The 23,101-nt window shown below is 36.1% G+C and carries 22 protein-coding genes; 8 read left to right on the top strand and 14 right to left on the bottom strand.

Going from position 1 to position 23,101, the window contains the following annotated elements:
* Nucleotides 1-2: 2 nt before the first annotated feature.
* From CZ809_RS01780 to aphA, 4 genes are all read right to left on the bottom strand, one after another.
* On the bottom strand, nt 3-890 hold the full coding sequence (locus tag CZ809_RS01780) for an aspartoacylase (RefSeq protein ID WP_080155728.1): 888 nt from the start codon (nt 888-890) through the stop codon (nt 3-5).
* 96 nt (nt 891-986) lie between these two features.
* Complete coding sequence (locus CZ809_RS01775) at nt 987-1,430, bottom strand: hypothetical protein (protein WP_080155727.1); 444 nt, start codon at nt 1,428-1,430, stop codon at nt 987-989.
* Between the two features lie 183 nt (nt 1,431-1,613).
* On the bottom strand, nt 1,614-2,027 hold the full coding sequence (gene arfB / locus CZ809_RS01770; protein WP_080155726.1) for an alternative ribosome rescue aminoacyl-tRNA hydrolase ArfB: 414 nt from the start codon (nt 2,025-2,027) through the stop codon (nt 1,614-1,616).
* Nucleotides 2,028-2,216: 189 nt separating this feature from the next.
* Complete coding sequence (aphA, locus tag CZ809_RS01765; protein WP_080155725.1) at nt 2,217-2,936, bottom strand: acid phosphatase AphA; 720 nt, start codon at nt 2,934-2,936, stop codon at nt 2,217-2,219.
* Between the two features lie 292 nt (nt 2,937-3,228).
* Between aphA and CZ809_RS01760 the strand changes: the two genes are divergently transcribed.
* Entirely contained in the window at nt 3,229-4,008 is a 780-nt protein-coding gene (locus CZ809_RS01760; RefSeq protein ID WP_080155724.1) for a DsbA family protein, read from the top strand.
* Nucleotides 4,009-4,081: 73 nt separating this feature from the next.
* On the opposite strand, the gene ansB is transcribed toward CZ809_RS01760, so the two are convergent.
* Nucleotides 4,082-5,143, bottom strand: coding sequence for an L-asparaginase 2 (gene ansB / locus CZ809_RS01755; RefSeq protein ID WP_080155723.1), 1,062 nt, complete (start codon nt 5,141-5,143; stop codon nt 4,082-4,084).
* Nucleotides 5,144-5,353: 210 nt separating this feature from the next.
* Entirely contained in the window at nt 5,354-5,599 is a 246-nt protein-coding gene (locus CZ809_RS01750) for a hypothetical protein (protein WP_080155722.1), read from the bottom strand.
* 390 nt (nt 5,600-5,989) lie between these two features.
* Between CZ809_RS01750 and CZ809_RS01745 the strand changes: the two genes are divergently transcribed.
* On the top strand, nt 5,990-7,063 hold the full coding sequence (locus CZ809_RS01745; protein ID WP_080155721.1) for a Preprotein translocase subunit SecY: 1,074 nt from the start codon (nt 5,990-5,992) through the stop codon (nt 7,061-7,063).
* A 218-nt stretch (nt 7,064-7,281) separates the two neighbouring features.
* A complete protein-coding gene (locus CZ809_RS01740) occupies nt 7,282-8,811 on the top strand; it encodes a phospholipase D family protein (RefSeq protein WP_080155720.1) in 1,530 nt (509 codons plus the stop codon).
* Between the two features lie 59 nt (nt 8,812-8,870).
* Here CZ809_RS01740 and rimK read toward each other — a convergent pair whose 3' ends face one another.
* Together rimK and CZ809_RS01730 are read right to left on the bottom strand one after the other, a co-directional pair.
* Nucleotides 8,871-9,773, bottom strand: coding sequence for a 30S ribosomal protein S6--L-glutamate ligase (rimK, locus tag CZ809_RS01735; protein ID WP_080155719.1), 903 nt, complete (start codon nt 9,771-9,773; stop codon nt 8,871-8,873).
* Between the two features lie 5 nt (nt 9,774-9,778).
* Nucleotides 9,779-10,243 (bottom strand): ATP-dependent zinc protease family protein, encoded by a 465-nt coding sequence (locus tag CZ809_RS01730; protein ID WP_080155718.1) that lies wholly within the window; start codon nt 10,241-10,243, stop codon nt 9,779-9,781.
* Nucleotides 10,244-10,765: 522 nt separating this feature from the next.
* Between CZ809_RS01730 and CZ809_RS01725 the strand changes: the two genes are divergently transcribed.
* From CZ809_RS01725 to CZ809_RS01715, 3 genes are all read left to right on the top strand, one after another.
* Entirely contained in the window at nt 10,766-11,317 is a 552-nt protein-coding gene (locus CZ809_RS01725) for a hypothetical protein (protein WP_080155717.1), read from the top strand.
* A gap of 269 nt (nt 11,318-11,586) precedes the next feature.
* Entirely contained in the window at nt 11,587-13,689 is a 2,103-nt protein-coding gene (locus CZ809_RS01720) for a protein-disulfide reductase DsbD family protein (protein ID WP_080155716.1), read from the top strand.
* Nucleotides 13,689-14,237 carry a thioredoxin domain-containing protein gene (locus tag CZ809_RS01715; protein ID WP_080155715.1) on the top strand — a complete coding sequence of 183 codons (549 nt, stop codon included), beginning with the start codon at nt 13,689-13,691 and terminating at the stop codon, nt 14,235-14,237. The genes CZ809_RS01720 and CZ809_RS01715 overlap by 1 nt, the downstream gene beginning before the upstream one ends.
* A 64-nt stretch (nt 14,238-14,301) precedes the next feature.
* Here CZ809_RS01715 and CZ809_RS01710 read toward each other — a convergent pair whose 3' ends face one another.
* Both CZ809_RS01710 and CZ809_RS01705 read right to left on the bottom strand, forming a co-directional pair.
* Entirely contained in the window at nt 14,302-14,661 is a 360-nt protein-coding gene (locus tag CZ809_RS01710; protein WP_080156523.1) for an NlpC/P60 family protein, read from the bottom strand.
* A 712-nt stretch (nt 14,662-15,373) separates the two neighbouring features.
* Nucleotides 15,374-15,727 (bottom strand): DUF2750 domain-containing protein, encoded by a 354-nt coding sequence (locus tag CZ809_RS01705; RefSeq protein WP_080156522.1) that lies wholly within the window; start codon nt 15,725-15,727, stop codon nt 15,374-15,376.
* Between the two features lie 342 nt (nt 15,728-16,069).
* Between CZ809_RS01705 and rarD the strand changes: the two genes are divergently transcribed.
* Together rarD and CZ809_RS01695 are read left to right on the top strand one after the other, a co-directional pair.
* A complete protein-coding gene (gene rarD / locus CZ809_RS01700) occupies nt 16,070-16,975 on the top strand; it encodes an EamA family transporter RarD (RefSeq protein WP_080155714.1) in 906 nt (301 codons plus the stop codon).
* Between the two features lie 77 nt (nt 16,976-17,052).
* Nucleotides 17,053-17,436 (top strand): nucleotide pyrophosphohydrolase, encoded by a 384-nt coding sequence (locus CZ809_RS01695; RefSeq protein WP_080155713.1) that lies wholly within the window; start codon nt 17,053-17,055, stop codon nt 17,434-17,436.
* 65 nt (nt 17,437-17,501) lie between these two features.
* Here the strand turns inward: CZ809_RS01695 and CZ809_RS01690 are convergent, their stop codons facing one another.
* From CZ809_RS01690 to nrdD, 4 genes are all read right to left on the bottom strand, one after another.
* The gene (locus CZ809_RS01690) at nt 17,502-17,765 is read right to left on the bottom strand and encodes a DUF2960 family protein (protein ID WP_036791038.1); all 264 of its coding nucleotides are present in this window, start codon (nt 17,763-17,765) and stop codon (nt 17,502-17,504) included.
* Between the two features lie 100 nt (nt 17,766-17,865).
* Nucleotides 17,866-19,920 (bottom strand): EAL domain-containing protein, encoded by a 2,055-nt coding sequence (locus tag CZ809_RS01685; protein ID WP_080155712.1) that lies wholly within the window; start codon nt 19,918-19,920, stop codon nt 17,866-17,868.
* Nucleotides 19,921-20,221: 301 nt separating this feature from the next.
* Nucleotides 20,222-20,695 (bottom strand): anaerobic ribonucleoside-triphosphate reductase-activating protein, encoded by a 474-nt coding sequence (gene nrdG / locus CZ809_RS01680; protein WP_080155711.1) that lies wholly within the window; start codon nt 20,693-20,695, stop codon nt 20,222-20,224.
* A gap of 109 nt (nt 20,696-20,804) precedes the next feature.
* Complete coding sequence (nrdD, locus tag CZ809_RS01675) at nt 20,805-22,940, bottom strand: anaerobic ribonucleoside-triphosphate reductase (protein WP_080155710.1); 2,136 nt, start codon at nt 22,938-22,940, stop codon at nt 20,805-20,807.
* Nucleotides 22,941-23,101: the final 161 nt, after the last annotated feature.

The raw sequence follows: 23,101 nt of genomic DNA, 5'->3' as shown, positions 1-23,101 counted from the left end.
AATTAACCATGGGTTTCCATCACAATTTTCTTCGCCAAAGACATCGCTAGATTATTATCATAATAAGCGGCTTCATTAATAAAATGAGGATACGCTTCGTAATCACCTTGCCAATACACTTCTGTGCCATCAAACAAAGTAAAGATTGGATCACCATTACGTAGCGGTTTAAAATCATTATCTTGCACTGAACGATGTACCATGCCAATACGCTGTCCTTGCTCATCTTCTGGCAATGACAGTGTTTCGTGGTAGCGGAATGCTTCATAGCTTGGAATTAAAGGAATAAGTTCATTGGTATTATGCAGATGAACAAAATCAAGAATATGCGTTGTCATCTCATCCATCCAATCAAGAATATCCTGACGGATCACCGATTGTGGCTGCGGCCCAACTTCAACAATAACGCCCTGTAATGCAATAGTACTAAGGAAATGGTTTTGTTCAACTGGGGTATGATCTTCAAATACGACTACAGCATCAGGCATCTGCATTTTAACATATGCCCCCATCTGACGATTAAAGCTATCAGATTGCAGTAGAATTAAAGAAGGCCCCATATTACTGGTGGTATTGTGTAAATCGATAATAAAATCAATGCGAGCATCACCTTTAGGACCAATCTGTTGATTGATCGCTTTGGCGCGACTCTGTTCATAGCTTGCTAGATCATTATTGGCTAAGTCAGACAAATTAAATTGACGATTTAAATCATGGTCAATATAACGTTTATTATCATCGTGCGCTTTAGGGTTCGCAAATACGGTTTCAACACTAAAACTATCACGGGTTAATGCTGTTGATTGCTGCCATTTACGTAATAAGTAAATACCACTAAATTCATTGCCGTGCGTACCACCAACAATCGCCACCTTTTTTATTATACTCATCCTTGTGTCCTAATATATTCACTGATAAGTCTTAGTGTACTAACTTTAATCACTTTTGGAAGTCTATTTATTAGACAAAAAATTGATTATATATCGCTAAATCGGACGAGTTTGCGCCAATTTTAAATAAGAATGAAGTTGATCATTTTTATATTCGATAGCGGAATGAATATTAATATAACGATTGGCGTATACAGCACAGCGATAGCAGTTATCACCTTTAATGATCTCTATCTCGATAACGCCATCAACTAATTGCCACCGTCCTTGAGTATGTAGACGATTAAACAGCGTATATTCATCTAAAGTACCATCAGCATGTAACCGTAATTCAGTGATATAACCAGCACTACACGTTTTAATCCAATATTGTTGGTAAATTTCATCGCGTTGAAAATTGCGCTTAGTCTCTAACCATAGGTTCATCACAGGTTGTTGTTCAACCCCTAATACAGGTAATTGATCAATATCAAGTAAGCGTACGCGCTCAGTTTCACGATAAAATAATTGTAATAGTTGCAACGTCTTTTTTTCAAACATCCTTGTTCACCAAATCAGTAGCGCATGTATTGATCAATAAGCTCTTCTCTTACTGATCTTGAATAGAATTCGATTTTAATAGATAGCGACAATGACGCCTAAAAACTCGTATGATAATGCAGTCAATATCACATTAAATATTCCATTAAACGAACGGCAACAACCTTACTGATTCTTTCTTATTTACATTTGTACTTTGCCACGCAATTGCTTGGTCTGGCCCCGTTGATTTTTCTTATCCATTCTTCGAACTTGAGAACCTTTAGTTGGCTTTGTTGCTCGGCGCGCTTTTTGCACCGTCATTACACTCTGAATCAACTGTTTTAAACGCAATAAGGCTTCTTCTCTATTCATTTCTTGAGTGCGATGTTGTTGGCTCTTTAAAACAATCACGCCATCTTTAGTTATACGACTATCTGATAATTTTAGTAATCGTTCTTTATAAAATTCAGGCAAAGATGACCGCTTGATATCAAACCGTAAATGAATAGCACTTGATACTTTATTAACGTTTTGTCCACCCGCACCTTGAGCACGTATAGCCGTTAATTCAATCTCCCAATCACCTAAACTCACAGCATTAGAAATCACTAGCATCGATATTTACCTCTTTTAACGCTGGTTTTATGTCGGCCAATACTACCACACTCATTACGCTTATAAATATTAACCCAAAGTCTCAACGTTCTAAGCCAATGACTGGATATAAAAATGCCTGATCTATTGATAATAGATCAGGCATTTATTATGTAAATAAAACCCCAATATTGTGCTTATAAATAACAACTAGTATTGTGAGTTAACAACAACCTCTTCACCATAGATACCATTTTTAGCAATAGGACGATTAGTTGAGTTAGCCGGGCGCATAACACGAATACCCACAGCACCAGCATCACGAGCGGCTGTGATATCACCATCAGAGTCACCGTAATAAACTTTAATATTTTCAGCTTTTATATAAGGTGTCTTAGTATTAGTTGTTTTACTAGAACCTGCAAAAATAACTTTATTCATATGTTTAATACCAAACACATCTTTTAGATATTGTGTGGTGATTTCACATTTTGAAGGATCGCGACCAGTGATAAAGTAAATATCATCGCCACGCTTTTGGTGCATAGCAATTAACTCTTTACCAATTTGTTTTGGAATACTGAATTTTTCCCACTCACAATTCATTTTATCCCAGAATTTTTGATCTTTTAAATAGCTAAAACTGTTTGGAGAAAAGACTTGTTTGCCACGATAAAAACCTGGAGAGCTAAATAATACAGTATCATCAACATCAAAACCTACCGCCATTGGTGGTTTGCCTTTTAATTGCTGAGCAATTTGCTCCACTGTTACCCAATGAACACTTTTAGGCTGGCCCATTTGTGTTAATTGAATAGTGCTATATCCTGTTTCAGTCGCAGGTACTTTTGGCTCAGCCATTACAGAACTAGAAACAAGACTCAAAGCAAGCAAAGAAGAAATAGTAATCGCAGTAAATGTCTTTTTCATTTTAGAATCAATAATCAAAAAAATTGAATTGATAATCTAACGATTCATATTTATATATAAAGTGATAGTTATCACATTAAATCGTTATTTTATCTGGAATATAAGATCCATAAAAAACAAAAGCAAAAAATAACATTTAATTGCTTTGATGGAATTTAACTAAATATATTAATATTTACTACTTTTAATTGCTAATAATTGACATTTTACTGAAATAACTTGAACTAAGTTACTTTATTATTACTCTAAATGATATTCTGACCAATAAATATTTATAGTGATTGATAATACGATGAAAAAATTACTTCTACCAATTATGTTAGGTGCATTACTTACCGGTTGTAATGAAACAACAGCCAATAACAGTGACAACTTTACAGCTCAACAAAAAGCACAAATTGAGAAAATTGCAAGTCAATATATTATTAATCATCCCGATGTATTAGTAAAAGCGTCTCAGACATTACAACAGCAACAGATGCAAGCTCAACAAGTTGAAGCTAAAAAAGTCGTGATTGCAAATGCTGAACAGCTTATAAATGATAAAGCAACACCCTTTATTGGCCCTAAAGACGCTAAAGTGAATGTGATTGAATTCTTTGATTACCAATGCATGTATTGTTCTAAAATTGCAGATACCGTCAAGCAATTAGAAGAAAAAAATCCAGATGTAAAATTCATATTTAAAGAAACACCTATCTTTGCATCACGTTGGGAAGCATCAAAATATGCTGCCGATATGGGTAATTGGATCTACCAACAAAAAGGTGGCGCAACATACGCTAAATACCATAATGCCGTATTTGCAACAGGTAAAGATGAAGGTAAATTAACCAAACAAGATATTAATAGTATCGCAACAAGCGTTGGTGTTGATGTGTCTAAATTTGATGCAAATAATACCTTTATGAATAACTTTGAGTTATTTAGTAAATTAGGTTTCCAAGGCACCCCTGCATTAATTGTGATGCCAACAAATAATATCACTACCGATAATATTACTATTATTAATGGTTACAATCCTGATGCTCTAGAAAAAGCAATCAGTGATCTACAAGCAAGCACTAAATAATAGCTAAATTGAAACAGAAAACACAACAAGACTTAATATTATGTCTTGTTGTGTTGTTCTTTAAATATGACGTTTAGTAATACTGAAACATCTTTTGAACATCTTTATAATTTTTTGTTTGTGTTAGCGATAGCATTAATAAAATACGTGCTTTTTGTGGATTGAGTGTTCCAGCTGCAACAAAACCATATTTCGCATCATCAATTTCAGCGGCTAGTGTCGTAGAACCTGTAGGAACTCGTGAACTACGTACAACCATTGTCCCCTCTTTACTTGCTTTGGCTAATTCATCAAAAATAGCTTTATACATATTACCGTTACCCACGCCCGCACTGACAATACCATCAAATTTAGCATTCACTAACGCAGTTACAGGTAATGCTGACGCATTGGAGTAATTATAAACGATGCCTACTTTTGGTAAAGTGGTCAGCTTCGATACATCAAAATGTGTTGCTGTTGTATGATGACGCTCAGGCGCACGTTGATAAATAACATCACTATTATGGATATAACCTAACGAACCAAAATTAGGTGCTCGAAAAGTATCAACGGCCGTAGTATTGGTTTTTGTGACATCACGTGCATCTAGCACTGTATCATTCATTGCGACTAATACGCCGCGTCCTTTTGAGTCTTTATCAACAGCCGTCACAACAGCATTATATAAATTAGCTGGACCATCAGCACTCACCGCCGTTGATGGTCGCATTGCACCAACAAGCACGACTGGCTTATCACTGTTAATAGTCAAGTCTAGGAAATAAGCGGTTTCTTCCATGGTGTCGGTACCATGAGTAACAACAACACCATCAACATCATCTTGTGCTAATAGTTCATTAATACGTTTAGATAGAGTAAGCCACACCTGATCATTCATATCTTGCGAGCCAATATTAACAACTTGCTCACCGCTAACATCCGCAATTTTTGTCATTGAAGGTACAGCGTTAATTAATGATTTAATGCCAACTTGGCCCGACGTATAAGCAGACTCTGTTGCTGATTGTCCAGCGCCTGCAATGGTTCCACCCGTTGCTAAAATTTTGATATTAGGCAAATCGGCAGCAACAGACAACGAACTCACACACAAACCAGCAACAAGCATCGCAATACAGACAGGATTTTTATTCATCACTCACACCATAAGTTATATTGTTAATATTTATTTATGGTATAGATAATATTATTAATAGAATATTTTTTTGCGCTGAGTGTCACTATTTATACACAATGAAAGTGATCGTAATCACACAAAAGACACTGAAACCATTAATGAAAACAAAAAACAATCATCATTCAAACACTAATAAAACAGCACGGTAACAATACCACGAAAAAATTATTAAATTGCCGTAAAAGGATCGACATTATAACACTCAATTTGGCATTCATCGCCGACGGCCGTATTAATATATTGTAATAACATATCACTATTTTCCGCTTCCCACACACATTGGAAATACCCTTCTTCCACATAAATAAAAGTTGAGTGCAGCAACATTTTATTGGGTAATGCTTGCTCAAAAAAAGCGATATCATTAATATTTTGTTGCGGGTTAAGGCGTTGATGTTGACTGACAAAAAACATTACCGATACCCTATAAAAATAGTCATGTGTTAAGTGTAGTCATAAAATAGTCAGTTCTTCTCATTTATATCAAACATAGCCTCACACTAGTATATTTATATTGCTACTCAATTTAAGCATATTGGTATATATCAGGTTAATTTAACGCACTGAAATTCGCTGTCATAATTAATTATATGTTAGAAGTTATTAATAATTATTTTTACATTCACACTTTTGGATTGTTATTCAAACAACAATGGCAATAATGAACAAAATAACATCAATGGCTTTTTAATTACTCGATTTTATAAGGGGTTAACAAGCATTTTACTGTATCCTAGAGCTCTTTTATATGCTTGTCGCTATAGTGCGACCAGCTGAACAAATGCTCCTTACTTAGATATTTTTATGCATTTCAACCAAAATATACCAGTACGTTTCCCTAAAGGGATTTTCGCAATGTGGAGTGTTTATAGCTTCACAGGTGCCGCTATTCTTGCTTCAATCGTGTTTTCACTGTTGTTGTTTTTATCTATTGATGACGATCCCTTAATGAAGTTTCTTTTTGGTGGCTTAGCTGTCATTTTTGAATTGGGGAAATTTTTTGCATGGTACGAAGTCGGAGAGCGTAAAGCACGACGCAACTACAGTGGTACCTTCACTGCATTTACTTTTTATGCTGTATTAGCGGCAATTTCTATCGGCGGCTCAGTCGGTGGAATAAACAGTGCCACCAATAAAGCACACAGCGAGGCCAATGTTCAACAAAGTAAGATCAATGCATTTAATATGCAAATTCAAGCCATTGAAAAACAGATTGATCTTAATAATGTCGCCGCAGAAAAATACATCCAAATGGAACGTATTGCTTCTGGTGTTACCCGTATTCAAAAAGAAAATGAAGCATTACGCAAACAGCAACAACAAATAGCGATTGAACGTGATACAACACCAATTGTAGGCCAAGGTTCAGTGCTTGGATTAATTGATAGCCTTGCAACTACCTTCAATGTGAGTAACCAAGCTGCACAACTGGGATTAGTTATTTTCCTATCAGTATTGCTTGATTTTTTTGCTGCTTTTTTTGTTGGGTTGATTGGTGAAGAAAATCGCTTCCGTTACCAATTTAAACGTCAACAGCTTATGTCAGTTAATGGCTATAATCTTCAAGATCAGCCGCAATTATTAACGCATTTTGACCCATCAATGGTAGGAACATCATCCATTAGCGATATTGATGATGCAGATGAGATTATTGTAGAAGAAGTGGAACCAGAGCCACCTAAAACGATGTATGAACAAGCAATTGAAGCATTAAGTAAAAATCAAGTTAATTGCAGTAAACGAGCGGTGAGCCAATTACTCAAACTAACGACCGATGAAGTTGATGCTATTTTTCATCAACTGCTTGATCAAGGGATTGTAAGTAAAAAGCCAAACAATCACTACCAATGGCATGGTATACCACCACTCGCTAACTAAATATTTCTAATCATATTGATGAAAATAAAAGTCCAAAACAACCATCGGTGTTTTGGACTTTTTTATACCCTAAAAGTGTCAACACTGACATATAATTCTCGCATAACTAAGAATTACTATTTTTAATTTAGAAAATTTTACAAATTACGATTTATCTAAAGCACTTCACCATAATTACAGGTAAAATCGCTTCACTTTTTTCAGAAACATGTTTTCTAATGATCACTTTTCTTCGTTTCAAGCAATTTTTTACTCGCTCATTTATTGCTATCAGCACCTTAACCCTCATCGGTTGTGCACAGCCATTATCAACGACAAAAACAGCGACTTACAGTAACGTTGACAACTACAACACCACTTTATTAAAAAAAACATTACCTTATATTCAAGCAAATCCAAATAAAACGGCCTTTTACCCTCTTGGTGATGGCCAAGCAGCGCTACTTGCTCGATTAGCTATTATTGAAAGTGCTCAAAAAACAATGGATGTGCAATATTATATCTACCGCGATGACGCCACGAGTCATTTACTCACATGGTACTTATACCAAGCCGCAGAACGTGGAGTACGTGTACGTTTACTTTTAGATGATATGCAAAACCGTGATGATCAATTCTTAGCCAATTTATCAGCACATCCTAATGTTGAAGTTCGTTTATTTAATACTTTTGGTAATCGTAGTTTTAAACCATTAAGTTTTTTAACTGATTTTGATCGTTTAAATCGACGTATGCATAATAAAGCAATCATTGCCGATGGTGTCTTTGCCATAACGGGTGGACGAAATATTGGTGATGAATACTTCTCTGCTAATAATAATGTTGAATTTGGTGACTTTGATTTATTAATGATGGGGAAAATTATTCCTCAGGTTTCACGTCAATTTGACGAATATTGGAACAGTAAACCTGCAACACCAATTGAAATGTTAGTCACTGATGCGCACTTGCCAACCGCAGACCAATTGCAGCAATGGAAAAAAGCACAAAAGCAGTATTTAACCTCTGATTATGCACGTTCATTAAAACAACACCCAATGGCAAAAAAATTATCTAACCAAACATTGCCATTTTATTGGGCCGACGCTGAACTTGTTTATGATACGCCTTATAAAGTAAAAAATAGCCAAGATGATTTATTGCTGCATCATTTATCAACCATGATTAGCCAAGCAAAAACTGATTTTTTACTTATCTCTCCGTATTTTGTACCAACAGAAGCGGGAGTAAAAGCACTCGTCAATGCGGCTAAACGTGGCTTAAATATTACCATCGTAACTAATTCATTAGCGTCAAATGATGTATTTGCCGTGCATGGTTGGTATGCTAAATACCGTAAAGAAATGCTTGAGAGTGGGATCAAATTATATGAAATCAAAACCGATCCTAATATTAAGAAAAAGCACTCATGGTTAGGTAACTCTCGCTCAAGCTTGCATGCTAAAACATTTATTATTGATCGTAAAAAAGTCTTTGTTGGATCGTTCAATTTTGATCCTCGATCAGCGTATCTAAATACCGAGCTAGGTGTCATTGTCGACTCTCAAGCCTTCTCTGATATTTTTTATGCTGATTTAGATCAACTTCTAGAAAAAAGTGCTTATCGTTTATCATTAGATAACAATAACGACATTATTTGGACGGATGATATTACTGGCAAACAATTCGATTCTGAGCCAGATAGCAGTTCAATGCTGAAGATAGGAGCGTGGCTGGCTGGCGCGTTACCAATAGAAAAGCACTTATAAAAAAAAGCCCTTCATAAATACCATCATGAAGGGCTTGAAATATACAAAACAGTACTTACTTAGCCTTTGCTACGTAGTGCTGTTTTTTTAGATGCATGCTTTTCAATATATTCGATAATCATACCGGCAATATCTTTACCTGTTGCTTTCTCGATACCTTCAAGGCCTGGTGATGAGTTAACTTCCATCACTAGAGGGCCACGTTCTGAACGTAGTAAGTCAACACCAGCAACACTTAATCCCATGATTTTTGCAGCAGCAACCGCCGTCTTACGCTCTTCAGGAGTAATTTTAACTAATGCAGCACTGCCGCCACGGTGCAAGTTAGAACGGAATTCACCTTCAGCACCTTGGCGTTTCATGGCAGCGATCACTTTATCACCGATAACGAAACAACGGATATCAGCACCGCCCGCTTCTTTAATGTATTCCTGCACCATGATATTTGCTTTTAAGCCCATGAATGCTTCAATGACACTTTCAGCCGCTTTACGTGTTTCAGCTAATACAACACCAATGCCTTGTGTACCTTCAAGTAGCTTAATCACTACCGGTGCACCACCGACCATATCAAGTAGGTCTTTAACATCATCAGGCTTACTTGCAAAACCTGTCACAGGCATACCAATACATTTACGTGATAATAACTGCATTGAACGCAATTTATCGCGAGAACGACTAATCGCAACAGATTCGTTAACTGTATAAACACCCATCATTTCAAATTGGCGTAATACTGCTGTACCGTAAAACGTCACTGATGCACCGATACGTGGAATAACGGCATCAAAATCCACTAAATCTTCACCTTTGAAGTGAATAGAGGGTTTTTGAGAATTAATGTTCATATAGCAACGAAGTGCATCAATCACCTTGATTTCATGGCCACGCAGCTCTGCCGCTTCAATAAGGCGAGACGTTGAATACAATGACTGATTACGAGATAAGATACCGATTTTCATTACTATTACTTTTCCTTGCTTTGAATAAGGTAAGAGGCTTCTGGATCAACAATAATACGACCATGCATAGATGTTCGTCCAAGTAACATACGAAATGCCATATTGTCACGACTTGTTAACGATATTTCGATTGGCCATTGTTGACCATTAAAATCAATAGTTGAAACAATAAAGTAGCGCAATTGTTCATCGCCACCAGAGTTTCTTACAACACGTTTGTCAGCAACCTTTGCCATACAAACCTGTTCAATATCCGTGTTATTGTGAATAGGGTGCAGCCAAAATTTCACCCATAGCTCATCATCTTGAGTAAACTCTTCAATTTTGAAAGTATGGAGACAAGAGCTACGTGCTCCTGTATCAATTTTGACATGAATATCATCGACACCAAGATCAGGTAAAGCGGCGATTTCACGCCAACCAACAATAAATTTATTATTTTTATTCACAATTGTTTCTTTATTAATCATTACAATAACCCAACTTCCTAACCAGCTAATTTAGACATTCAAAAATGTAATAAATATAACTGATATCAATAAGATCTAATTATAAACAACCGTCAGTACATTATTTAGACTGTCATCTATAAACAAGGAAATCATTAACTAACTGAGCACTGAATTGACCTGAATCAGTGCCAATAACGGTGGTAAAATCACCGTAAGATGATTGTTTTTTAGTATCATCGTGTTTTATATTACCACAAATTGGGCATATAAGATTTTTTATTAATGTCATTAAGCAATAAGTTTCAACGTGATAGATTTGGATAATCCCTTTTTTATTCTTGTAGATACCACTAACACATCATGATTACTCTACTGTCGTCAGACCTTATACAATACCAATAAAAAAACAGTATACAAAAAGTCAATTTTGATTATTTTATTTCCAATAAAAGTTAACTGATACTCAACCTTATTTAATCCTTCTACCGTAAACTCTGAACATGCTATTCTTTCATCATTCCTCAATAAGAACTTATAAACATGTCAGCATTAGAACAGCAATTATTATTACTTGGCATGGCTGATTTGCCTGTGGATTCGGCAATAAAAAAACAATTGGATCAATTTATTAGCACATCATCAACACATTTTGATCATGTTTGCCAACAACGTCCTGACAGCACAACAATCAATTTATTGCTTGGGTTTATGACCCTACACCAACAACAAGCTCAACAGCAATGGATCTATCAACAGACAGCTGCAACAAAAATGAAAGCGGTTTTTAATGCTACTGTTGGTACTGATTATGCCGCATATTTTACTCATCAAGAGCAAGACTATCTTCTGGCACTAACGCATTTATGGCTAATGGTACAAGGAGCATCTAGCATTGATTACAGTTACAGCAATGAGCAAGCCGAAACTCAAGCTCAGCTTCTGTTACAAAATACAGAAACTATCTCCTCTGCACCGCTTAATACCACACAAGAAGTACTTCGATGCCAATTAATGCAGTCATACTACTTGGGAAAAAACCACAATAAAGTCACATTTAGTACCCGTATCAAGCTACTGTTCAGAAAAGTATAACAGCGTTATATGTTATAACTTAAAAATAATACGAACCGTCGACTTTCCCCCTCTCCTGACTTGTTCTGATGGCATAAATTACCGACAATGGGGCCGTATTTATTTTTAATGAAATAAAGTCTGCTTCTTGTCGGTCTTATGTATAACGTTACCAAAGGCTCATCACTTTTACGCAGACAACACTTTAGTTCAACACAAAAAATCACAGACAGAACAGCGTTAAATACTGCAAAAATCATCATTATGCGTTGTTTATTTGGAGCTCTAGATTGAAAAAGTTATACCAATATTTCTATTTAACCATTGCCTTACTCACAACCTTGTTTGGCATTACCTTTTCATCAATAGCAGCAGCAACGCCACAACACAGTACGGGTTGGGTAACTAATCCACAGCACCCCCCTGTTGAAGTTAGACTGATGCTAACAGGACAGCAAGATCCCGCCAAACATACTGTTCAAGGTTTGCTTGAAGTTAAACTTGATACTGATTGGAAAACATATTGGCGCTCACCAGGTGAAGGTGGCGTTGCACCTAGTATCAATTGGGAAACCTCATCGAATATTAGTCATGTCGACTGGCAGTGGCCTTTACCTAAGCGTTATGAGTTTTTAGGTGTTGAAACCCTTGGCTATAAACATGATGTTATTTTCCCGCTTTCTATCCATGTTAAAGACATGACGAAACCAGTGTTCCTTTCTGGTAAATTAACCATGTCATCATGTACAAGTATTTGTGTTTTAACCGATTACGAACTTTCATTTGATTTTATCCCAAGTAAATTATTACCCTCTACAGAAGCCATGTTTTTGTACAATAAGGGCGAAAGTCAGGTTCCGAAAACATCACCAGCAGTAACCTTAAAAGCGGTTTCTTATAATAAAGCAGAAAAAAAAGTCACCGTAGTGGCAACAAACAGCACCGGTTGGCAGCAGCCTGATGTCATTATTGACGGTGATACACAAGCAGTAAAAGATACGTCATTTCTCAAGCCAACAACAACCATCAAAGGTGATACGCTATATGCAACGTTACCTGTCACCAGTTGGTTTGGAACACCTAAGCTCGTAGGACAACCACTTCATGTCACAATAGGTGATCATGATATTGCGGTTGAAATGACAGCAACAGCAACAGATCTTCCCGTGAATATTCCTTCAACTAATGGCAATATTCTAAAAGTAATTGGCTTAGCCTTACTTGGTGGTCTGATTCTTAATATTATGCCGTGTGTGTTACCAGTATTAGGAATGAAGTTAAGTAGTGTTATTTCAGCTCAAGGACTTGCCCGTCGTCAAATTAGAACTCAGTTTTTAGCCTCAGCTGCTGGTATCATTGTTTCATTCTGGTTATTAGCTGTATTTTTAACGGTAATGAAATTATCAGGCCAAGCGCTAGGATGGGGTATTCAATTCCAAAGCCCATGGTTTATTGGCGCAATGATCGCAATTACGGTGCTATTTGGTGCCAATATGTTGGGCTTATTTGAAATTCGTCTCTCAAGTAATACCAACACATGGCTAGCGACTAAAGGGGATAGTTCTCATTTAGGTCACTTTATCCAAGGTATGTTTGCGACATTACTTGCAACCCCTTGTAGCGCACCATTCTTAGGTACCGCAGTTGCGTTTGCCTTAGGAGCCGATTTAATTACCCTTTTTGCTATTTTTACCGCACTGGCAATTGGTATGGCTGCACCATGGTTATTAATCGCCCTTTTCCCACAATTAGCAACATTAATGCCCAAACCTGGCGCATGGATGGATCGTGTTAAAACGTTATTTGGCTTAATGATGCTAGCAACATCAGTATGGTTACTAAGTTTAATGACCAGCTTCTTTAATGCCTCAGCCGTATGGGGATTAGGTGCTGTTATCTTAGTCATTATCTTATGGCTACTAGGCCGTAAAAAAGGACGCAAAACTGTTATTATAACCTTGGCTGTAATGTTGCTTGGTGCGGGTGCAAGTTTATTTACAGGTAGCCTCACCGCGAATAAATGGTCAACACCGCTACCGGATGATCATCACTGGATCCCACTAGATACAGCGAAAATAGCGACCGAAGTTGCACAAGGTAAAACTGTTTTTGTCGATGTGACTGCACAATGGTGTATTACTTGTAAGGCCAATAAAATCGGAGTGATTTTACAAGAACCCGTCTATTCAGCACTGGATAATAAAAATATTGTTCTAATGCGTGGTGATTGGACTAAACCGTCAGATTACGTAACTGGATTCCTCCAATCTCACGGTCGTTTTGGTGTGCCTTTTAATATTGTCTATGGCCCTAATGCCCCTAAAGGTATTGAGTTACCCGTTATTTTATCAAGTGAAAGTGTTCTTAGTGCATTAAAAGAAGCAGGAAAATAATGTCATCAGATACTAATAAAAAGCCTCGTCATACAAAACGACGATGGATTCAAAGTATTATTATACTTATCATTCTAGCTATGATTGCGGGTAGTGCATTAGAAGCGTGGCGCAATCGTAATTTAGATAAAATGCAGATATCAACATCGCAACCTACTTATACTACGATTAATAATCAGAAAGTTGATATATTTAAAGACAGTTATAATCAAACAGTACTGGTATATATCTGGGCAACATGGTGTGGCAGTTGTAAGGTCGTTTCTCCTGTTATTAACTGGCTAAATAACCAACAATGGGCAAACCTTAAGATCGTAACCATTGCTATGCAGTCTGGTGATGATCGTCGTTTACATGCTTACTTGCATACGAAAGGCTATAACTTTGCTGTTGTGAACGATAACAACAGAGCATTAACTCGTCAGTGGAAACTCTCACGAGCACCGACAATTTTAATGATTAAGAATGGTAAGATTCAAAGTACAACGGCAGGATTAGTAACACCGCCAGGATTATTTGCCCGTTTAGCATGGGTTGAGATGAAATAATAAAAAACCCAGCGACGTCGTTATTGTTTCGATTGAAAAGAATGATGCGTTGCTGGGTTTGTTTTTAATATTTATCTAAGCGACGAATTTGCCAGAAATGGCGTCGCCAATATGGGTTGTCTAAGCGAGAAATAATAACGCCTTTTGATTGTGATGCATGTAAGAATTCTAAATTACCTAAATAAATTCCCACATGACGTGAATTACGCCCAGTCCTAAAAAAGACTAAATCACCTTCTTTTGCATTATGACGCTTAACTTGTTTACCCTTTTTAACTAATTCTAACGTTGTTCGTGGCAACGACTTCTGGTAAACACTGGAATAACCAACTTGAACGAAAGCAGAACAATCTATTCCCTTTTTCGACGAGCCACCATAACGATATGGTGTACCTTTCCAATTATGATAAACGCCATCAAACATACCGTTATTGGCAGGTAATGTATGTGCTATTTCCTGCTTTGGTACTGGTGTTAATGCTGTTGTGGTCGCTGTCTCATTCGATGGTGACGATGAACACCCTACCGCTGACAATAAAGCCAATAAAATTAATATCGTTTTTTTTGTAATCAATCCGTTCTTCACGACTTATCCTGCAATCCTTCAGTGGAGATAAATATATTCGATACAATCTACTAAATATTAGAGTTACATTCGTCATACTAACGTAAAGCATAACTAATAACTGTGGTCTTGATTCAATTGTTCTATATATTATTATCTAATCTATATAATAATACATGAAGAATTATACTATTCAAGAATATAGCCATACATGTATAGATAATTAAAAAGATATATATCATTAATATAAGATAATGAGCGGATGGAGCACAATCATGATGTGATTAATATAATATAAAAATCAAATACAATTAAATTAAACGCAAAAAAAAGCTTACACCATGGTGCAAGCTAAAACTAATACAATAGAAGAGATAAAATGATGAAATATCATCAATCACTACTGTAAATCTTTTAATATTAAATGCGAGGTCTTTAAATCTCATCTCAAGAAAATAAGATACAATTCACAGGTTTATGTAATTAGCTTAATTATCAATAGCGTAAAAAAAACCCTATGAATATCAGGATATTATTCCAGTATTATTCACAGGGCTAGTGTTTTATAAACTTATAGGTAAAGCTTAGCTACTTCTGAAGGCTCTAATTCAATACCTTCAAGTGATTCATTCCAGTTCAAACCAACTAACACACCATCTTCTACTAGTGTGATCATCCAATCTTCAAGAAAAATGTCTAATGGTAGTTCACTTGGTTGAAACTCTGCCCATTCATCAGCACATTGTACTTTCGCATCTGCTTCATTTGACCAAAAAGGCATCACTTCAGAGTCTTCAAATTCAGAAGATGCAACAGATAACCAATCACCCTCTTCGTTACGAAGGCTCCAAACAACACGTGTTGCTTGTGTTTCTGTTACGAACAAAGCTTTATTTGCTTGGATATCTGCAGTTAATTTAGTCATCATTTACTCTCAATTAAAATGCTATAATATGGCTTTATCAGTTAAATATATCAACCTTTACCCTACCTAGATATTTTATCAAAAAAACGCCTTATCAGCATTATTATTTAGCTATTGTTGTTTGAGTAATATTAGCAACAAATCAATGATCTCGATAAATGCCTTTTCTTCACAGCGTATATTGACTTATAAAAATTCAGTGACAAAATGTCAGCGAAAGTGAACACTCTGCACTAAGATGGTTTCTTAAGCTTGAGCGCCATTTTGATCGTTCACCATAATAACTTCTCAATATTGCAATGATGTTGAGGCAACAACTACTTTTTAATCTTAGGTGTAAACATGCAATCACGTCGTGCAGGTAATATGCTTGCGGCATTTTCATTTATTCTTTGGGGAATATTACCGCTTTATTACCAATATCTACCTCAAGCAAATACTAATGAATTACTTGCATTAAGGCTTATTTTCTCCGTACCTGTAATGTTAATCGTTATGATATTGCTTCGACAACCTATTCCTGCAATTAAAGATATTGTGGCGGATAAAAAATCATTAGCCATGTGTGGTTTTGCTGGCGTAATAATGAGTGTTTCTTGGTATGCATTTACATGGGCCATTACTCATGATGATGTATTGGCTGCCAGTTTAGGTTATTTCATTAACCCATTATTTGCGATTGCATTAGCAATGTTTTTCTTAAAAGAAAGGCTAACTAAAGCGCAAGTCATTGCCGTCATCTTAGCAATTTTAGGCATCGGTTATCAGGTGTGGGAATACGGTCGATTACCTTGGCTATCATTAATCATGGGTAGCTTTTTTGCCATCTATGGATTAACCAAAAAATACATTAAATATGATGCACTAACGTCGGTAACAATTGAAGCTGCAATACTGACTCCTTTTGCTCTTATTTATATGATCTGGCTATATTTTAGTGGTGACAGTGTTGCACTAACATCAGGTACGACTACCTTTTTACTGTATGCAGGTGCTGCACCAGTGACCGTTGCACCATTAATATTTTTTGCTTTAGCACTCAATCGTACCAGTCTAACGATGGTTGGTTTAATGCAATACATTGAGCCAAGCTTACAATTTTTATTGGCAGTATTCTTATTTGGTGAAGTATTTGATCAAACGAAAGCCATCAGTTTTGGTTTAATTTGGTTAGGGTTAATCTTTTGTACAGTCGAAGCTCTGCCCGCTATGTTTCGTCGTAAAAAAGTCATTCTAACCAGCCATTAATGAATTGATAGCCTAACGTCATATTTATTATCGTTAGGCTATTGTATTGCTTTTCGGCCACTATTTAGGAACTAAACATGCCAACAACGACTCCCCCAGTTAAAGCGCCATTTAATGAGCTTACAGATTTACAACACGCACTTACTGAATTTGCTCAACAGCGTAACTGGGATCAATTTCATACACCTAAAAACCTCGTGATGGCATTAAGTGGTGAGGTAGGCGAATTAATAGAAATATTTCAGTGGTTAACACCAGAACAAAGCCAACAACTATCACCAGAAAAAAAACAACATGCCAGTGAAGAAATCGCTGATGTAATGATGTATTTACTACGACTAGCTGACAAATGTGATATTAATGTACTTCAAGCGTGCCAAGAAAAGATCCAACAAAATGCAGCTAAATACCCTATCAATAAGTGCTATGGTTCAGCTAAAAAATATAACGAGTTGGATTAATATTATTAGGCATAAATAGATGGCAATAAAAAAGCTGACATAATGTCAGCTTTTTTATTATTGGTTTATTTTTCACCAACACCGCGATTTTCTTTCTTCGCAAGAGCAATTTTACCAAAGCCTAACTTGCGGAAATAACTATCTCGATATTCACGTCCAGCTTTACTGCACGTAGATACAGCTTCAACTTGTTGCTCCATTTTTAGAAATGTCGTTAGATCAATACCTTCAGCAGCAGCTACCGCTTCATGAATGTTACGGTGTATATCAAAAGAGAAAATTAGTCGCTTCTCTTCTTCTTTGTAGGTATAAACAATAGTACGTGACATAACGTCCCCAATAGAGCATGAAAGGATAGCGAATTTACCGTATAAGGCCTCAATATGGAAGTAGAACCGTATTTACTATAACGATTTACTTTACTGTGTCTTAATTATCAACAACTTCACACTGTCGTGGTATTAATAAATCATGTTGAAATAAATCATCTTCAGCCATTGGTTGATAAAAATAAAAACCTTGAATATAACGTACACCAAGTGAAGCTATAAATTCTAATTCTACTTGTTTTTCGACCCCTTCCACAACAATATCTGCTTGCGTAATTTTTCCAAGTTGTACCGCAATTTTAAATAATTCTCGGCCTCGCAGACTATCAAGATTCAATACTAACGAGCGATCTATTTTAACTTTATTAAATTCGAAACGAGATAAATAAGCTAACGAAGAATATCCAGTACCAAAATCATCTAACGCCACCGAAATACCAATATATTGTAACTCTGCTATTATCTTAGTTACTTTTTCTTCATCTAAAATTAAAAGCTCTTCTGTAAACTCTAATTCAACATGATGAAAAGATAGTGAACTATTACCAATCCGTTCTTTTACAATACTCACAAAATTTTTCAACAGTACCGTATCAGGTGAAATGTTAATCGATAATTTAAATTTAGGATTAATAATGATAAATTTTTCAGCGGCTTTTATGGCATTATCTAATACCCATAAATCTAATTCAGGCATTAATCCCAACTGATTGAAATCGGAAATAAATGTTGGTGGTAATATTTTACCTTGATGATCCCTAAAGCGAAGTAAAGCTTCACAACCAACAATACTATTATTTGTAATATCGACCTGAGGTTGATAATAAAGAATAAATTCACCATCATCCTGTAATTTTTCAATTTTCTTCTGCGCACGAAGATTATCATGTAACGATGGAATAAAACTGGTTAATCGTGTTTTAGATTCTATTTCATCACTGGTAAATAATCGATTTGAAAATATATCAGAGACACCAATACCTAAACTACGTTTATCCATTAGCTTAAAGAATGGCAAATAGATCATAATGCCAATAAGCACTATTAGTAATTGTAATACAGCACCTGAAATTGCACCTCCTGTAGCCATATAACCGCTAATAAAAGGTGGCATTAACCAACTATGTATTTCACTTAATGGCGGTACGATATCCATATAAATCGCACCATATGCAAGAATAAAACTCACCGTTGGAACTAATAAGAACGGAATGATCATTATCGGGTTAAAAATAACCGGGATACCATAGAGAATAGGTTCGTTGACATTAAATAAACAAAGTATTAATGCTGCTTTTGCTAGTAATTTATAGCCTTTGCTTTTCGCAAAAAATAACATACAGAGAACCAAGCTCAGCATATTACCGCTACCACCAATACCTGTAAAAAAGTCATAAAAATTAGTACTTAATATATTAAGTTCAATACCAAAATTATGCCATTCAGTAATATTTATTAAGGTAATATTATACAACTCTGTTTTATAGGAATGCAGAATATGATGCCCATTAACACCTATTGCCCAAAATAAGCCTCGCAACATTTCATAAATAAGGCCATCGATAAAAGAGGTAGGATCCAATCGTGGAATAAATGACCAAGGAATTAATGAAGATAATTGTTCACATATTTTTTTAAATAAAAAACTTATCGATAATGCTATCGATATTGTAACAATGGAACCAGCCAACATACTCATCGATATATCAATAAATGACTGATCTGTCTTTCCTTTAAATAATCTTATTTTTCTTAATTTAGCAATGACTTCACAAGAAATATACGCTGTCAGTAATGATATAGGAAAACTATTAGGAAGAGGAATTAATGGCGATATTAAATCCCATTGATAAGAAACAATAAAAAATACCGTTAATGATGTAGCAATCACAATACCTTTTGGTATACGTTTTACTGCTGACAAATAAGTAGCAAGGTAAAAGTTAACCAAAATAGGAATCATGACCCTTGTCGTTTGACCGACATAATGAACCGTTTGTCCAAAATCATTAAAATTAAAATATTCACAGAATAACGCTATCAACTCACAAAAAGTCGATATCAATACCAATGGTAACGCCATTAAAAAAACATTTGAAACTGCGACAAGATATTTATTAACAGATAACTGCGACATTCTTGTAAAGATTGGCATTATATTTTCTGCTTTAAAAGCATTATATTCAATTAGTTAAATATAATGCTTTTTTTATCAAGAGCCAATAATTTTCGTCTCAAAATCAAGGTTCAGTCATCAAAAATAAAAAATTCAAGGTTGCTTTTTGACTTTATTTAACCTTGATCAAAATACTGCCACTATTAAATATCTTTTCCCATAGTTATACACAGAAACGGTGGATAAGTTCAGAAAACAAACAAAGATAAACATTATTACAACAAAATATAAACAAAAAACCACTTACCATGACAGTTATTGTTTAATTAATCAGCACTATTTAATTATCAATGTTGAAATAATGAATAATCTGATTTTCACTGCCTTTCCATACCAAGGAAGGATTTCGTTGTTCTTGTTCATATTTACCATCAACCATAACATCGATTAAAGCTGTAATTTGCAGCTGTTCTGGTGTCAATTCTGATAACAAATACCCTGTCCATAACCAAATATCTTTATCACTGCATTCACGACGTACACGTTGTACCAATTTTAGTACTGCAGCTACATTGTGCGGATGTAACGGATCACCACCAGATAACGATAACCCACGACGTTTAATGCGTGTATCGTTAAGATCATTAATTACTTGATCTTCCATTGCCTGCGTAAATGGATGTCCAGCATCAACACGCCATGTGCTTTGGTTATAACAACCTTTGCACTGATGAACACAGCCAGAAACAAATAAAGTCACTCGCGTACCTGGGCCATTAACAATATCAACAGGGTAATAATTATGGTAGTTCATTTTATATCTCGGTTAATCTCAGTACATCTCACAACATACTATCAATACCTAAAACATAAAAAGTGCCCTAAAGCACTTTTTATGTTTAACTTCAGTCTACTTATCGCTATTACATATGCTTAACGCGACGCTTAACTTCTTCTTGTTTACCGAAGTTAAACGGACGTGCATCTGGACTGCCTAAGTAACCACATACACGGCGAGTTACTGATACACGTGAAGGCTCATGGTTACCACATTTAGGACATGTAAAGCCTTTGCTCGTACAGTCAAACTCACCGGTAAAACCACAGTCATAACACTCGTCAATCGGTGTATTGGTACCGTAATATGGAACGCGGGTATAGCTGTAATCCCATACGTTTTCTAATGCTTCAAGGTTATGTTGAATATTTGGGTATTCGCCATAACAAATAAAACCACCATTTGCGATATCTGGGTATGCCATTTCAAAGTCAATCTTGTCATACGGATTCACTTTTTTCTCAACATCTAAGTGGAAACTGTTGGTATAAAAACCGCGATCCGTTACGCCACCAACAACACCAAACTCTTTGGTATCAATAGCACAGAAGCGGCTACATAGGTTTTCACTCGGTGTACTATAAAGACTGAAGCCATAACCAGATTCTTCTTTCCAAGCATCTGTTGCATCACGTAGACGTTGTACAATGGCAACTGCTTTTTCACGCAGCATTTCACTGTCATAAACGTGCGTTGCATTACCATACAATGCATTCACGGTCTCATGAATACCAATGTAACCTAATGAAATAGATGCACGGCCATTTTTAAAGATTTCAGAGACATCATCATCTTCTTTTAAACGCACACCACATGCACCTTCCATATAAAGGATAGGAGCAACACGGGCTTTTACGCCATTTAAACGCGTAATACGCGTGTCTAATGCACGACGAGACAATGCTAGACGCTCATCTAGAATCTCAAAGAAACGCGCTTCATCACCTTGTGCTTCTAATGCAATTCGTGGCAAGTTGATACTTACTACACCAAGGTTATTTCGACCTTCATGAATAAGTTCACCATTTTCTTCATAAGGGCCAAGGAAGCTACGACAACCCATTGGTGTTTTAAACGAACCGGTTACTTCAACTAATTTGTCATAGTTTAGAATATCAGGGTACATGCGCTTAGATGCGCACTCTAATGCCAATTGCTTAATATCGTAGTTAGCATCATCAGGTTTATGGTTAAGACCATCTTTAATCGCAAAAACAAGCTTAGGGAATACGGCTGTTTTATGATTTTTACCTAAACCTGCAATACGGTTTTTAAGAATAGATTGTTGAATTAAACGCGATTCCCACGATGTGCCTAAACCAAAGCCAAAAGTTACAAAAGGAGTTTGACCATTCGCAGTATGTAATGTGTTTACTTCATATTCTAATGATTGGAATGCGTCATAACATTCTTTTTCAATACGTGCTTGTGCAAAAGCAATAGGATCAGCAATACCCCACTCTGTTGCGACTTCTAAATGCTTACTGTAACTTACCGTTACATAAGGTGCTAACACTTCATCAATACGATTTATTGTTGTACCACCATAAATATGGCTCGCAACTTGAGCAATGATTTGTGCTGTAACTGCTGTTGCTGTAGAAATTGACTTAGGAGTATCAATCTCAGCATTACCCATCTTAAAGCCATCACTCAACATGCCATTAAGATCAATTAGCATACAGTTAAACATTGGGAAAAATGGTGAGTAGTCTAAATCGTGATAGTGAATTTCACCATTTTCATGTGCTTTGACAATATCACGAGGTAACAAATGTTGAGTTGCATAATGCTTAGCAACAATGCCTGCAAGTAAATCACGCTGGGTTGGAATAACTTTACTGTCTTTGTTGGCATTTTCATTTAACAAAGAAGCATTACTTTGCTCGATTAAGCCACGAATCTCGTTATTTAAACGACTTTTCTTCTCACGAGAGATATCTCGATCATGGCGATATTCGATATAAGCACGAGCAACAACCTTGTGTGGACCTGCCATAAGTTGCGTTTCTACTGCCTCTTGAATAGCATGAATATCAACGTTATCAGTACCAGAGAACTGCTTTAATACCGCGTCAGCGACTGATGTAGCATAGGCTTCATCCATTGTATGACACTCTGAATCGCTGATGGAATTTGCTGCCCCAATAACAGCTTCTTTAATGCGTAAAACATCGAAAGACACACGGCAACCATCACGCTTTATTACTACAGGATTCACACAATGCTCCTAAAATCACAGAAAATTACAGTGTCACGTAACCACAAAATATAGTGTTCTATTTGTGTTCAGCAACAAGATGTAGGGTATTAGGCGCGATCTAGCGCAAAGAAACATTGATCAAGATCAATTTTATTAACGAGCAGTTTGTCTTCTGAACG

It is taken from the genome of Photobacterium piscicola (assembly GCF_900166965.1).
GTDB classification, from domain to species: Bacteria; Pseudomonadota; Gammaproteobacteria; order Enterobacterales; family Vibrionaceae; genus Photobacterium; species Photobacterium piscicola.
Note: the sequence above shows the minus strand (reverse complement) of the source record. Positions and strands in the feature narration are given on the sequence as shown.

Bases quoted from the DNA above. Each gene is read 5' to 3' on its own strand.
- CZ809_RS01690 (WP_036791038.1), bottom strand. From the start codon at position 17,765: ATGTCACGTACTATTGTTTATACCTACAAAGAAGAAGAGAAGCGACTA.
- CZ809_RS01695 (WP_080155713.1), top strand. From the start codon at position 17,053: ATGCCAACAACGACTCCCCCAGTTAAAGCGCCATTTAATGAGCTTACA.
- aphA (WP_080155725.1), bottom strand. From the start codon at position 2,936: ATGAAAAAGACATTTACTGCGATTACTATTTCTTCTTTGCTTGCTTTG.
- CZ809_RS01685 (WP_080155712.1), bottom strand. From the start codon at position 19,920: ATGCCAATCTTTACAAGAATGTCGCAGTTATCTGTTAATAAATATCTT.
- CZ809_RS01780 (WP_080155728.1), bottom strand. From the start codon at position 890: ATGAGTATAATAAAAAAGGTGGCGATTGTTGGTGGTACGCACGGCAAT.
- CZ809_RS01750 (WP_080155722.1), bottom strand. From the start codon at position 5,599: ATGTTTTTTGTCAGTCAACATCAACGCCTTAACCCGCAACAAAATATT.
- nrdG (WP_080155711.1), bottom strand. From the start codon at position 20,695: ATGAACTACCATAATTATTACCCTGTTGATATTGTTAATGGCCCAGGT.
- CZ809_RS01730 (WP_080155718.1), bottom strand. From the start codon at position 10,243: ATGATTAATAAAGAAACAATTGTGAATAAAAATAATAAATTTATTGTT.
- CZ809_RS01705 (WP_080156522.1), bottom strand. From the start codon at position 15,727: ATGACTAAATTAACTGCAGATATCCAAGCAAATAAAGCTTTGTTCGTA.
- CZ809_RS01775 (WP_080155727.1), bottom strand. From the start codon at position 1,430: ATGTTTGAAAAAAAGACGTTGCAACTATTACAATTATTTTATCGTGAA.
- CZ809_RS01745 (WP_080155721.1), top strand. From the start codon at position 5,990: ATGCATTTCAACCAAAATATACCAGTACGTTTCCCTAAAGGGATTTTC.
- CZ809_RS01710 (WP_080156523.1), bottom strand. From the start codon at position 14,661: ATGTTTGATGGCGTTTATCATAATTGGAAAGGTACACCATATCGTTAT.
- arfB (WP_080155726.1), bottom strand. From the start codon at position 2,027: ATGCTAGTGATTTCTAATGCTGTGAGTTTAGGTGATTGGGAGATTGAA.
- CZ809_RS01725 (WP_080155717.1), top strand. From the start codon at position 10,766: ATGTCAGCATTAGAACAGCAATTATTATTACTTGGCATGGCTGATTTG.
- rimK (WP_080155719.1), bottom strand. From the start codon at position 9,773: ATGAAAATCGGTATCTTATCTCGTAATCAGTCATTGTATTCAACGTCT.
- ansB (WP_080155723.1), bottom strand. From the start codon at position 5,143: ATGAATAAAAATCCTGTCTGTATTGCGATGCTTGTTGCTGGTTTGTGT.
- rarD (WP_080155714.1), top strand. From the start codon at position 16,070: ATGCAATCACGTCGTGCAGGTAATATGCTTGCGGCATTTTCATTTATT.
- CZ809_RS01740 (WP_080155720.1), top strand. From the start codon at position 7,282: ATGATCACTTTTCTTCGTTTCAAGCAATTTTTTACTCGCTCATTTATT.
- CZ809_RS01760 (WP_080155724.1), top strand. From the start codon at position 3,229: ATGAAAAAATTACTTCTACCAATTATGTTAGGTGCATTACTTACCGGT.
- CZ809_RS01715 (WP_080155715.1), top strand. From the start codon at position 13,689: ATGTCATCAGATACTAATAAAAAGCCTCGTCATACAAAACGACGATGG.